Genomic DNA, 12,622 nt, shown 5'->3' on the forward strand with positions numbered 1-12,622 from the left:
CCGGAGAAAGCACCGGCAACTAAAAATGATTGCAGACGTTCACAGTATCTACCGGTGCTCAGCGATTCTGTAGCCCGGACAGGTGCGCAGCACCGCCTCCGGGAACAACGTGCTCAACAATTTCAGATTTACTCCACGCCCAGCAGCCATTTCTGCGCAGGCGTCAGGCGGCTGGCGGTTTCCGGCGTCAGCCAGCGCTGCTGATCCTGCTGCGCCGTATCTTCGCGGTCGATATACAAACTGTGCAATACGCGTCTTCTGCTGCCGATACGATTGCGCGTCCCGCCGTGCCAGGCATGGGCGTTGTAAATCATTACGCTGCCAGCCGGAGCGGCAAACACCACTTCATCAGGATGCGTCAGCTCTGGATTATCCAACACCTCTTCCGGCAGCTCAGGTCGGTGGTGCGTTCCAGGAATAATGCGCGGTGCGCCGTTTTCCGCACTTAAATCATCAATAGCCCAGATAGCATTAACCAGATGTACTTTCGGGAAATCCGGACGCGGTTTTTTCCAGTCCGCATGCAGCGGCTGGTGGCCGCCGTTAAACAGCGCTTCCCGCGCGTTCAGGCTGGAGACTTTAAAATCGCCCTGAAAAATATACTGGCAGGCAGAAAGGACCAGCGGATGGGACCAGACTTTCTCCCAAACCACCCCTTTATTAATCAGATTGGCAATGCGCGTTGCCGTCGCTTCCTGATGATGCTCAATCGCCAGGTTATCGCCCTCTTTTTCGACGATAGCATCGATAAGCGTACGCATCGCCTCCAGCCATTCCGGGTCCGCCACGTTATGCACAACGGTATAACCCAGGGTATCCAGCTCCTGTTTCATTTTCGAGGACAGCGCGATATTAGCCCCCAGCGCATTCAGATAAACCGCAGATTGTTGTTCCATATTTATATTCCTTAACTTATCGATAACACAAAACAAACTCTAATCTGTGCCGACCGGGAATACATGAGGCCAAAACTACGAAAAACTGGACAAGCGTACACGGCAGGAAAAAGTGTGATGGCTATCAAAATCCAGCGTTTTTTCAGTCTATTCCGGAGCTATCAATAACCAACCGGGCTGATGCAGAACAAATCAGTGTTGATAAAATAGATTATAATCAACAGGATAATGGTTCTCTTCTAAGGCTTACGGCATGATTGACGATCTGGCAGATACTTTAAATCGCTTAGTAAATCAGAAGGATAATCTGCACGTCAGATTTCCAGAGCCGGATATCTCCGAACCTGAGCTGGCGTTTAAAGTCCCCTTCCCGCGACTGGAGATTGTGCTGGAGGGTGAACTCAAGGAAAGCGGGCTACCGCTGTCGGAACCGGTATTATCCGCCTCACAGGTGCTCTACGTTCAGGCGGGTAAGTGGACGTTGCCGGAATGGACCGGGCCGGCATCAACGCTAAGCATCCTGTTTGGTCGCCAGAAGCTCGGATTTTGCGTGCAGTACTGGGACGGAAAGCAGTTGAGAACCGAGAAGCAGAACGTTGCCCGCCTGGGGCCGCGCGTGGGTTCTTATCTGCTGTTGTCGCTCAATGAAATCTGCTTACAGCCTGACCCGGTGACCGCCAGGCTGGTGGTCTCTGCGCTCTTAAGCCACTGCCTTGAGCAACTGGTTGGCCTGGAGATGCGGGTCAGCCGCAGCCGCGATCTGTTTATGGCGGTGCAGGATTATCTGGAAGAACATCTCAGCCAACCCCTGACCCGCGAGTCGGTGGCGAAACGCTTTCATATCACGCCTAACTATCTTTCGCATATTTTCCAGAAATCAGGTTCCGTCGGCTTCAACGAATTTCTCACCAGCGTGCGCCTTGAGAAAGCGAAAAAGCTGCTGCGCGGCTACGATCTGAAAGTAAAAGAGATCGCCCATAACTGCGGATTCGTCGACAGCAACTATTTCTGTCGGGTGTTCAAACGCTACACCGAACGCTCGCCTTCCGAATATCGCCGCCACTGCCGCAGCGCGCAGCAGGGATGATTCAGGCCGCGCTATGCGGCCCACTCCACGCGCCCGCGACCGTTATTTTTCGCCTTGTAGAGCGCGTCATCGACCTTTTTAATAAACTCATTCTGCGGTTCATCCTGATTGCGCAGGCCAACACCAATGCTTACCGACAGCGGATTATCGTGATTAATCAGGATTGCGCGGGCATTTTGCAAAATTGACTGCGCGAGTTCATCAACTTCCTGTGCCGACAGGCCATCAACAATAATGGCGAACTCCTCGCCGCCAATCCTTGAAGGCAGCACTTTATCGCTGGTGAGCTTTGCCAGCTGCTTACCAAGGGCAAACAACACTTCATCTCCCACCAGATGCCCATAGGTATCATTAATTTTCTTAAAGTAGTCGATATCGACAATCATTAGCGCCAGCGAATGTCCCTCTTTCTCACGAATGGTGTCGATAAAAAAGCGACGGTTTGGCAACTGGGTCAGTTCATCCTTCAGCGATTGAGAACGCGCATCGACGTACAGAAGATTGATACGCTCAATGATTTTGTAGATCCCAATAGCGGTCAGCAGCATCCCGGACAGGCGCAAGAGATCTTCACAGTAGTAGCCCATCCAGCGCGGCTGGCGGAAGATTTCGTCCATCAGGTCAAACGTGCCCCCGGCAATCCACAGCAGCAGCCCGTAGCGTACCCAGTTAACCGCCACGTGGTTCATGCGCACTTTGGTCGAACTCCACAATATAAACAGCAGAAAAAGCAGCGCCAACAAGTCGATATACATTCCAGGATTAGACAAAATCACGCTCCAGGGCCCCAGCGGCGGCGATACAAATGCACACAGGCCGGATACGGCAACGATCGTCAGCAGTGCGGGAAGAAAATGCGTTCGGGAAATAGCGGAGAGTGGTTGAATATTGATATTTTTTTCGCATTCAGGCATGGGTAGGTCTCTCAACAACGTGGCTTACCATGTGTTAAGCATACCAGCCAACGGTGTTCGAGCGAACTTTAAAGGCGCATTGCCCGTAAATGGGGGATATCAGCGAAAGAGAGAGTGGACTGACCCCGCGGAATTTTCCAACGTACTACCAATCCATGGCGACGAAGTCAGTGCCGCGGATGGTATAGGGTTCTCCTGATAGGGATTTAGCTATCAGTGCGGGTTGGGGAGGATTTTTTGGGACTGCGGGAGGTGGTTTCCAGGTTTGGTGGGTTGGGTATTATATGAGATTATTATCGAAGTGATGTTTGCAGGAGATCACCTAAGATTCACCCTATCAAACATTTAATTTGAGATTGTTATTGTATCAGGCCCCTTTCAAAACCAAAGAGACCATGTAAAAATCGGCAATTCATCACAGCTCCAATGGTTGAGATATTCTTCCTGATTAAGAACCAGGAACATAATCAGGATCCTCGTCATCAGAATCCCAAAAATTAACTGGAGGGGCATATGCTCCATTATGTATTACAGGACACCATCCAAAATCATTATAAAATAAAGACAGTTCAACAATCTCATATATATCATCACTTTCTTGGTTTAAAGTTATTAGTGCAGGTTTGTAATGGGTATACAAACCTCCCGCTCCTGCCATGGCTCGTTCCTCAAAGAGTTCTCGGTCCCAATCATAGACAACACCAAGTGTATCTGGAATAACTGTAAAAAACATGATCTCAAACTTATCAGAAACCTGAACTCTACATGGTATATTTTTTTGCTTTGAGAGCATTCCGGTAATTAAGTTATCTGGAAATTTAATTTTCAGTATCATTTTTGCCAACCTTTATATAATCCTTCATATACAAGATTAATAACAGACAAATATTAACAGTATATTTTATTGGGTTTTCAAGTCCAATTAAATCACACCACACCCCTAGAAACAAGAATATCTTATCTAGAGACAATATTACTATTTATTGATATATAAGGTACGATTCTCACCTCAGTTCTACTGACAAAAGAATTCGAATTCAGTTCAACATATAAATATTCACCTTTTGTATCTTTCCCTAGTAAAAGCGAACCAACCCCATCAATAGAGTTATCAACAACATTAACTTCCCTATGTTTTATCACATAATGAACCCATCCTTCAACAATACTAAATGAAAAATCGATGCTGAATCCATGGTCATCCTTAACATGATAAATAAAACTTACATTCTCCCGCTCAAAGTAAACCGGTTCACTTTCAAAAAAATCCAACAATTCAACCTCATCAGGAAAGTTTTCTATAAACATTATTGGGTCGCTCCATTTTTCGGTATTATTGTAATAAACTTACGAGAACCTGGTGTTGTTGTCACTAAATTACCCATTTCACCTGTAAATATTGTCATCGTTTTTTTAGATTACTACCAAATTTATCGATGCCAATATTTTTATCCAATACGATAACGCGCTCATAGCGGGGGAACATCTTTACTATCGACTACACGACTAATTGGAACATTTTCAATATCTCGGTTTTGGAGAATCCCCCTTAAGTTCGATTGTAAATTGGCTAGCATTTTTATCTGAAAAGTGCCGTTTAACAATATGTTTCCAGCCTTTTACAGAGACATTAATTCTGGAATGAACAATAGGTGTTGTTAATTGGGATCTAATGGACTCGTATAGATATTTTCTGTATAGATGTAGCCTGCTGAGTAAGATACTCCCCTCATACAGAAGGGAGATATCCAAATAGTCTGAAATTAATTACACTCGACTCTTACATCTGGTAAAAGCCAAACGTAATGCAGCCCCAATATCCTCAGGAGACCTGGTATCAGAAATTACTACATAGTCTTTTTCATCGATTCTATCGCCAGACCATCCCTCTAGCTTTTCATGGATTGTTGGCCTAAAAGTAATCATGCCATCCAATTGGGTAATAGAACAACTATTCATTTTTTTGAATAGGGCTTTTTTAGTTTTATAACCAAATTTATCCATTATATCTTTTACCCACCCAAGATATCTCTCATTGGACTTCTCCAACGAAAAGAAATCCTGATCGTCAGGCTCAACCAACCGACTTGCTGATAATGCAAGTATTATTGCACTTCCCATTTTTTCATCGGTGCAATCTAAATTCAGTATGATACATTCACCCTCAGGATCTTTTAATTGTGACCTATAGCCAGAATAAGTTTCTATTATATAAATATCTTGATTAAACTTAGCACTAGAGTGTTTCATTCTTTTAAAATCGCTATTCATTATTTCACCACCGTTATTTTCACATTTACGCCCTTATCGGTACCGTAAACAATTGCTTTATTTATCTGCTCCCATTGCTGGGTTGTTGTGACTTTAGGAACGGCAACAATAACTTCCCGTTTGGTTATATTCTTTGCATATACAACTTTCCCCTTCAACTCATGCTCTTTGAATGTTAGCGTAGAGTCAATGTGCCCTTTAAGCGTTGTATAAATCCTACCAGGATTTTCTATACGGGAACGTGTATTAGTATCCAGCGTTTTCACACTAGTTGCGACCCCACTTTTCTCATCAAAAAAATCAAATGTTTTAAAGTTTTCGGGAAGCCTGCTTGCTGGCGGTAGCTGTCTGGCCATATAGTCCTCAAACGTAAATCCCTGTTTGTAATTCCCCTCCCCCCAGCTCATCGGAGTTCGGCTTCCGTCCTTCTCAATTTTATATATATCCCGAATATCAACAAGACTGCGAGAGTTTTTTGCTACAACCTTCTCAAGCGCCTTAACCCCATTAACCGTGAGTTTAGCGCCATACTTGGCAGCCCCCGCAACGCCCAGCACCGACGTTACAGCCTCAGTCATCAACTGACCAAATTCCAGGCCTGCGCTATAGGCTCCATTCACACCCGCTTTTTGATAGCTGGCTTTCATGGCATCAAGACGGGCTATATAACTCTGCTTGACGCTGTTCGTAATTGCAGACCAGACATCATCCTCACGCATCAAAGCCTTAAACGCGTCAATCGCCTGTGCGGGGTTTTCCATCAAAGCAATAGCGCTCTGGGCGGTCTCAACGAATTCAACCGGAACACCTGAGACCATACCAGCCACAAACGCACCGTTCTGCGTCTGACTCGTTACTCCCCACCGGGCTTTCACAAACGCTCTTTCCATCGGCGTTTTAGCGGCAGCCAAATCTTTGTTCATCAGCTCTTTTTGCTTATGACTTAGATAGTTATACCGGAATGTCGTCTCCGCTGCGTTCGCTCCGCTATATACGCCGTTTGCTTTCCCGGTAAAGACAGCTCCTGCAGTTGCGCCCAGAACCCTTGCCATCTGCGCCTGCCGCTCGGACTTAACTCGCCACTGTTCGGGTTTAACGGTGTTCTCCCCCAATAGCACTCCAGCCAGTTCCGCCGCCAGCGCCCCTGCCGCAGCCCCCTTACCATCGCCGCCGGCAATCTCGGCGCTGATGCCCGACAGCACCGCGTGGCTGAGCATTTTACCTTGCGGACCCAGCACCTGACCGTTGTCGCCAATCAGTCCTGCCCCTTCAGCGTTGATCTGACCAGCGACGTTAGCCAGCAGGGCCGTGGTCAGATTGTCTTTATAGCTGCCGCCGTTGATAGCGGTGTTCAGGCTGGAGCTGATAACCGACTGCCCGGCAACCCGCTGGGCGATTTTGGTCCAACCCTCATCTTTGATAAGCACAGGTAAACGGGCTTTATCTGCCGGAACGTCCAGCGCCATCATCTTGTCGAACCCGGCCAGCGCGCCGCCAATCGCCATCGACGTCGCCAGCGATTTCACCGAGCTACTGCTACCCATCGTTTTCAGGGTTTTCGACAGATTACCCTTGTGTTCAACCAGCGCCACCGCCGCCTGAGACATCAGCGATGACATCCCGGCATAGGCAGAACCATAAACCATCGTCGCAGTCGCGCCAGCCGCACCAGTGGCCGATACCGCACTGGTCGCCGCCGCTGCGGCTAGTCCGGCACCTGCCGTCACAGCAGCAACAGCAACAGCAATCACCGCCGCCACCACCGGATTCAGGCTCTGGCTCTGGTGGTTCCAGCCGTCGTAAGCGTTCTTAACCGCATTCCACTGCACATCGCTGCGGGTATTCAACCCCTTCAGCCACGTGGTGCCGGGCAGTTCACCCAATGCCGTGACGGCCCCCTGCAGCGTCTGGGCGTTTTGGGTACGCACATCGGCGCTGATGCCGCCAGCCGCATCGATGGTCAGCTTACCGCCCGCATGGATTGACGGCAGGACCCATTTATCTTCGCTGTAGCCCCGGTTGCTCTGCTTAATGTAAAAACCTTTCGAGTTAGTTACCGTCTGCTCGAAAGTGGTATTTTTCACCGCCCGGAAGTTGACCTTTCCGTTGGTGCTGGTGAGGCGAGCGTTTTTCCCTGCCGCGATTTTACTCGCCTCATAAGTGCTGTCGTCGCGGCTCAACAGGTTGATATTGCCCCCGGCGGTAAACTCGGTGACCCTTTTTATCGTCTCGTGCTTCGTCTTTTTGATGGTGGTTTTCTTGCCCCACCACTTGCGCTTGACGGTTTTCTTCTCGTAGTGGCTCGACTCCTCCATCGCCTGGGCATACAGCCAGCCGCCTTTTGCTGCGACATCCATCGTGCCTTTTGCAATCAAACGAGTCGCCTGGAACAGAATGCTGCCGCCAGAAATCACCGTCAGCGCCGCGCCTGAGTTCAGCGTGACGCCGGTCTGGGTGACCGCTTCGCTCCAACTGCTACCCTTTTCCCGATATTGGGTCCCCTTCACCGCCTCAAAGCGCATATTGCCGCCGGAGGTCAGGAAGATATTGCCACTGGAGGTCAAACTGCTCCCCGCCGCTTGAATCGTTCCACTGGCCGCCAACGTCAGCTGGTTTGCGCCGCGTATGCTGCTGAATACGTTCAGTTCATCATGGTTATTGTCATTCTTGCTGTCGGTGACGCTGTAGCCTTTGGCTGGCAGCAGGATATGCCTTCCGGCCTGTAAAGTAGCTTTATCTCCGGCGACCACACTGGCGCCGGGCAGCGAGATATCCGCCGCTGCGTTGATCAGCAGGTTTTTGCCTGCCTTCAGCACGCTACGCAGTTCCGGTGTACGGGTGGTGGGGAAGTACGGGCTGAAACGTTCGCTGAGGGTACGCATACTGAAATCAGCCTGCGCCCTTGAAGTCATGCTGATGTTCCCGCCAGCCTCCGCACGAATGCCTTTTAAGGTCAGGTTTTTACCGCTGCTGAGGGTAATATCACCCGATGCACGCAGCGGGTCGCCCGGCAGCATGCGGCTAAACAGTTCCTGTTTTCGCTCTGCAGAAAGCTGAACGCCGGGGCGCTGATGGTCCAGCATCGCTTCGTTTTTATCGACGGTGATATCACCGCCCGCCGTCATGGCGATATTTTTGCTCTGCACCGGCAGGCGGGTGTTTTTGAGCAGAATATTGCCGCCCGCGTTAATGAAGAGATCGCCAGTGGCTTCCAGGCTCCCCAGCCAGCGAATGCCATCGGCATGGAAGTAGTGCGGTGCTTCGCTGGTGTGCGAGGTGACGTTGCCGCTGCGGCTGACGAGGGTAATGTTGCGCCCTTTCAGTTCGCTCTGCCTGGCTTCAAGCCCGCCGCCGGAGAGTACGGAGATATCTTTCCCCGCCGTCAGCAGCGCCTGGGTCATGCGGGTGGTTTTATCCGCCAGCAGGGTAATATCACCGGTCGCCTTCATCACATCGCTGGTAATAATCGTGCCGGATCGCAGGAGAATATTATTGGCGGTGATAGTGTCAGGACGTGCAATGACGTTGGCGTATTTAGCGCCGCCGGGATGCGGTTCGCTGCTTTCGATGCGATCGGAGAAATCGGCAACCAGGTTACCGCCTGCTTTCAGACGGGAAACATGTAATTTATTCTGCACCCAGTCGGTTGTTTCACTTGAATGGCGAAATTTATGCAGTTGCGTCATACCATATAACTGAGAAACCCCTTTTTCTTTCTCAGGGACCAGAGTTCGGGGGACTGGGTTATTTCCGTAGAAGAAATATTTATGTAAAACGCCTTCATAACGGCTTTCGTTGATAAGTGAACGTCCAGTCAATATCGCATCACGGGCAGCGCTAATATCTCCCAGCCGGTTAATCAGACTACTGGAATGGATATAGAGATTTTGACCCGCGCTGATAACCGGCCTGGCCCCCTGAATTTGTGCGGTATAGCGCGTTTTTTCAGTATTCAGCCAGGTCAGATTTTCAAAATCAACAGTTCCAAACCAGCGCTGAGGTTCACCAGCATCCATAGCGCCGATAACCCGAACAGGAACCATAACAGCAGTTCCATGTGGTCCTAGATGGGTCTTGTACCAACCCAGCCGGTTATTCGACACCAACGCACTCCCCGGCTTCTCCGTCCGCACCACCGCCTCGGCTTTATTAATCACATTCTCAAGCCGGTCCGTCCGTATCACCAAATCTCCGCTGTTGGTCTGAATACGCGCCGAGCGGTTCTCCACCAGCTTGGCCTTATTCCCCTTCGCGTCCTTCTGGATCCACATACTCTTGTTGCTGTGCAGTGCAGCACCGCTGCCGTTGCGTACTGTGTCAGCAAAAATACGCATATCGCCGTGGGCGGTGGTGGCACTGCGGTTTTCCAACGTCGTGGCGGCCAGGGTCATATCGCGTTCGGCCCTGACGCTGGTGCCCGCCTTGGTGGCAAGGCTGCGGGCGCTGATGTTCAGGTCGGTCTGCGCTTTCACGTTGCCGAGGGTAATTTTCCCCGTCGTGGTCAGCGAGATGTCCCGCTGGGTCGAGGTGATGTCATTAAGATTGACGCCAACACCGGATTCCGTGGCCACCAGGCGAATTTTATTGGCGTACATGCCGCCCAGCGCTTTGGTGTCTACCGCCAACTGAGGGGGCGTACCTTCTCCGGCAATGGGTTTAATGCTGCCGTCCTGAAAATTAACCTTGTTCGCCCCTTGGGTCAGGCTCACCGTGCGACCGCGAATTTTACCGTTCAGCTCCGTCGCCCGGCTTATCACATCAACATATTCAGCCGAACCGCCGTCAAGGCCCTTGCTGCCGATAATCACGCTGCCTTTTTTCACCTCCAGCGCGCTCAGCGCCCCCTGCTTATCCAGCTGCGGTTTACCGGTGGTCAGCGTCACGCCAGGGGTATTGATAAAGCTGCACCCGTCGCAGGTAATGCCGTTCGGGTTGGCAATCATCACGTTAGCCTTCTTCCCGGCCACCTCCAGCTTGCCGTTCAGCGCCGAGCGGGTGCCGCTCGTCACTTCATTGATAATCAGCTCCGCCGCCTTGCCTTTGAGATTGGGGTTTGCCCCAAGCTGTCCGGCCAGCTGCGATTTCGCCGCAGCGGTGGCATTATTCAGCACCGCGCCGGGCGCGTTAATGCTGAAATCGGTGTAGCGGTTATGCGAAATACCCGCAGAATTGGGGGTGGCGATATTGACCACCGGGACGTTGCCCGGCTTCATCACCACTTTGCTGTTGCCGTTCGCCGCCGTGATACCGGCGGCAATGGCGGGGTGCATCGGCTGCACGGCGGTCAGATAAATCAACAGCCAGCCTGCCGCCCGCGCTAACGGGTGGAGTGGTTTTTCCATTGTGATAAACATCCTTATTTGTTGTGCTAGCAGTTAAGAACCTATCCCATTAGGGCTATCTTATTTGCCAGTTTGGCCCTGGGCAGTGCTCAGACAATACTCACAAAGTTTTGAACGCCCTTCAGGGCGGCCCGAAGGGTGAGCGTAGCGAATCATCCTCACGTACTACGTGTACGCTCCGGTTCTTGCGCGCTGTCCGTGTCCAAACTGCCTGCAACGATTACGCCTACTGGGATAGGTTCTAAAGCGTGAGGGTGGCCTGCCAGTAAACCACCGGTTTATCCGGGCTCAGCGAATCGGGCCAGGCGAGCGGGAAGCCCGCGGAGAGCGACTGCGTAAACCAGCGCCCGCTCAGCTCCAGTCCCAGAGAAGATCCGACTACGTTGCCGCCGGCAATTTTTCCGTTCTCGCTCATCACATGACCCGCATCCAGCGCACCAGTCAGCGACAGCGTCCCCAATCGCGGTAGGGTCAGCCACTGCCAGGTCAGCTCATTACGCCAGTAGCCGCCGCGGTTGCCGGTCAGATACTGCTCCTTAAACCCTCTGACCGAATACTGACCGCCAACGGAGATGCGCTCGCTGGCATAGAGGGTGTCGGGGGTAGTCTGGCCGTATGCGGAGGTCAGCCAGTACAGAGAAGGTGTCACGGGATAAAACCAGCTGCCGTTGAGGCTGAAACGGCGATATTCGCTGCGCGGGAGCGACGGATGCGCCGGGTCGTCTTCCGTTGCTCCGGCGATGCCCAGACCATGAGCGAAAGCGGGACCGACCGTCAGCCAGCCGCCCGCCAGCGAGCGACTGTAGTTAAGGCCGGTAGTCAGACTAGTGAGCGTTGGACTGCTGACGTTCAGACGCACGCCGCCGAGGCTGTTTTCGGTTTTGCGGCGGGTGAAATCAACATCCAGCGCCAGCCGCTGTTTGCCATCGCGCCACAGGGTACGGTTCACCGTCGCACGCTGAGTCTGCACGCTGCCGTCATAACGCCAGCGGGCGGATGACTGCCCTGTCGAAACAGGCTGATAAAAGTCGGACCAGCCGTACTGCGCACTGAAAAGCCAGTAGCCATAAGGCAGGGTGACGCCCGCCTGCAGGCTGCGGCTGCGGCGATCGTGGTGAAACTCGCTGTCGCGGGCGGCGGAGAGCGACCACTGGTCCGCCAGCCGCAGCAGGTTGTCCGCCACCAGCCCGGCGTTCATCTGCCCGCGTCCGGTGCTTTTTTGCCCGCTGTTGTCCGCTCCAAACGTCAGGCTGACGGGAAAGCGGGGGCTGGTCGGGATCAGCTGAACCTGCGAGTATCCGGCTGTACTGCCCGGCAGGATATCGATAGTTAACTGGCGGGAAGAAAGTCGGTTGAGGCGCTCAAGCCCCTGCTCCAGATCGCGTAGGTTCAGCACCTGCCCTTCCACGCCGGGAAAGACCATTCGCAACGCCGCTTCTTTTTCGCCGTCGACGCGGACCGATTCCACTCGCCCTTCGGTCACGGCAATGTTCAGCCTTCCTGTGGAGATATCCTGTTCCGGTAGCCAGGCGCTGGAGGTGATGTAGCCTTTTTCGAGATAGGTCTGGGTGATGTCCCGAACGCGCTGGCGGATATCCTGAAACGTCATACAACCACTCGCCGGAACTGCGGCGAAGCGCGTTTGCGCCGAACGAGAGAGCACCGTCACGCCGGAGACCTCCACGCGCTGAAGCGCATAACAACGGCTGTCTTCGGTCAGCGCTGGCTCATCAGGCAGACGCGGGGGTGACGAAGCCCCCTGCAGTGAGTCACGCTGCTGCTGAGCCTGTTCCAGCAACGCTTTTTGCTGCTGCTCAATAGTATTATGGTCAGCCGGGCTTAGCGGTGCAGCCGCCAGTGAAACGGGGAAAACCAGCAGAATAGCGGCGCTGAAAAGCGCGCAGGGGAAAGCAGATTGCACAGGCATCGAAACTCCATTTTCGTGACTTAGAGCAAATAGTTATCATTAACATCGTTGATTAATCCACAAATTCTCCACAATTGAGGCTGAAAAATGACCGTTTTAGGAATAGTGATCGGTCGAATGGCTGCGGGTGTCTTAATTGCAAGGAGCCCGGGGGATGTTGATGCTGATCTGCCTTTCCCGGGGGC

8 protein-coding genes are annotated in these 12,622 nt (G+C 52.0%); 1 reads left to right on the forward strand and 7 read right to left on the reverse strand.

Going from position 1 to position 12,622, the window contains the following annotated elements; all coding sequences use genetic code 11:
* Window positions 1-128: 128 nt before the first annotated feature.
* Window positions 129-896 carry a phytanoyl-CoA dioxygenase family protein gene (locus QVF11_RS03755; RefSeq protein ID WP_112215212.1) on the reverse strand — a complete coding sequence of 256 codons (768 nt, stop codon included), beginning with the start codon at window positions 894-896 and terminating at the stop codon, window positions 129-131.
* 253 nt (window positions 897-1,149) lie between these two features.
* Between QVF11_RS03755 and QVF11_RS03760 the strand changes: the two genes are divergently transcribed.
* On the forward strand, window positions 1,150-1,983 hold the full coding sequence (locus QVF11_RS03760; protein ID WP_112215213.1) for a helix-turn-helix transcriptional regulator: 834 nt from the start codon (window positions 1,150-1,152) through the stop codon (window positions 1,981-1,983).
* Window positions 1,984-1,994: 11 nt separating this feature from the next.
* Here QVF11_RS03760 and QVF11_RS03765 read toward each other — a convergent pair whose 3' ends face one another.
* The 6 genes from QVF11_RS03765 to QVF11_RS03790 all read right to left on the reverse strand — a co-directional run bounded on the left by QVF11_RS03765 (window position 1,995) and on the right by QVF11_RS03790 (window position 12,437).
* On the reverse strand, window positions 1,995-2,897 hold the full coding sequence (locus QVF11_RS03765; protein ID WP_287855246.1) for a GGDEF domain-containing protein: 903 nt from the start codon (window positions 2,895-2,897) through the stop codon (window positions 1,995-1,997).
* 448 nt (window positions 2,898-3,345) lie between these two features.
* Entirely contained in the window at window positions 3,346-3,732 is a 387-nt protein-coding gene (locus QVF11_RS03770; RefSeq protein WP_287855247.1) for a hypothetical protein, read from the reverse strand.
* 122 nt (window positions 3,733-3,854) lie between these two features.
* Window positions 3,855-4,205 carry a hypothetical protein gene (locus QVF11_RS03775; protein ID WP_287855248.1) on the reverse strand — a complete coding sequence of 117 codons (351 nt, stop codon included), beginning with the start codon at window positions 4,203-4,205 and terminating at the stop codon, window positions 3,855-3,857.
* A 459-nt stretch (window positions 4,206-4,664) separates the two neighbouring features.
* Entirely contained in the window at window positions 4,665-5,168 is a 504-nt protein-coding gene (locus QVF11_RS03780; RefSeq protein WP_287855249.1) for a contact-dependent growth inhibition system immunity protein, read from the reverse strand.
* Window positions 5,168-10,510 (reverse strand): two-partner secretion domain-containing protein, encoded by a 5,343-nt coding sequence (locus QVF11_RS03785; protein WP_287855250.1) that lies wholly within the window; start codon window positions 10,508-10,510, stop codon window positions 5,168-5,170. Before QVF11_RS03785 ends, QVF11_RS03780 begins: the two co-directional genes overlap by 1 nt.
* Before the next feature lie 241 nt (window positions 10,511-10,751).
* Window positions 10,752-12,437, reverse strand: coding sequence for a ShlB/FhaC/HecB family hemolysin secretion/activation protein (locus QVF11_RS03790; protein ID WP_287855251.1), 1,686 nt, complete (start codon window positions 12,435-12,437; stop codon window positions 10,752-10,754).
* Window positions 12,438-12,622: the final 185 nt, after the last annotated feature.

The organism is Klebsiella sp. (assembly GCF_027492335.1).
GTDB classification, from domain to species: domain Bacteria; phylum Pseudomonadota; class Gammaproteobacteria; order Enterobacterales; family Enterobacteriaceae; genus Klebsiella; species Klebsiella huaxiensis.

What these genes read in the sequence shown, in the direction of transcription:
- QVF11_RS03755 (WP_112215212.1), bottom strand. Translation starts at nt 896, where the DNA reads ATGGAACAACAATCTGCGGTTTATCTGAATGCGCTGGGGGCTAATATC.
- QVF11_RS03760 (WP_112215213.1), top strand. Translation starts at nt 1,150, where the DNA reads ATGATTGACGATCTGGCAGATACTTTAAATCGCTTAGTAAATCAGAAG.
- QVF11_RS03765 (WP_287855246.1), bottom strand. Translation starts at nt 2,897, where the DNA reads ATGCCTGAATGCGAAAAAAATATCAATATTCAACCACTCTCCGCTATT.
- QVF11_RS03770 (WP_287855247.1), bottom strand. Translation starts at nt 3,732, where the DNA reads ATGATACTGAAAATTAAATTTCCAGATAACTTAATTACCGGAATGCTC.
- QVF11_RS03775 (WP_287855248.1), bottom strand. Translation starts at nt 4,205, where the DNA reads ATGTTTATAGAAAACTTTCCTGATGAGGTTGAATTGTTGGATTTTTTT.
- QVF11_RS03780 (WP_287855249.1), bottom strand. Translation starts at nt 5,168, where the DNA reads ATGAATAGCGATTTTAAAAGAATGAAACACTCTAGTGCTAAGTTTAAT.
- QVF11_RS03785 (WP_287855250.1), bottom strand. Translation starts at nt 10,510, where the DNA reads ATGGAAAAACCACTCCACCCGTTAGCGCGGGCGGCAGGCTGGCTGTTG.
- QVF11_RS03790 (WP_287855251.1), bottom strand. Translation starts at nt 12,437, where the DNA reads ATGCCTGTGCAATCTGCTTTCCCCTGCGCGCTTTTCAGCGCCGCTATT.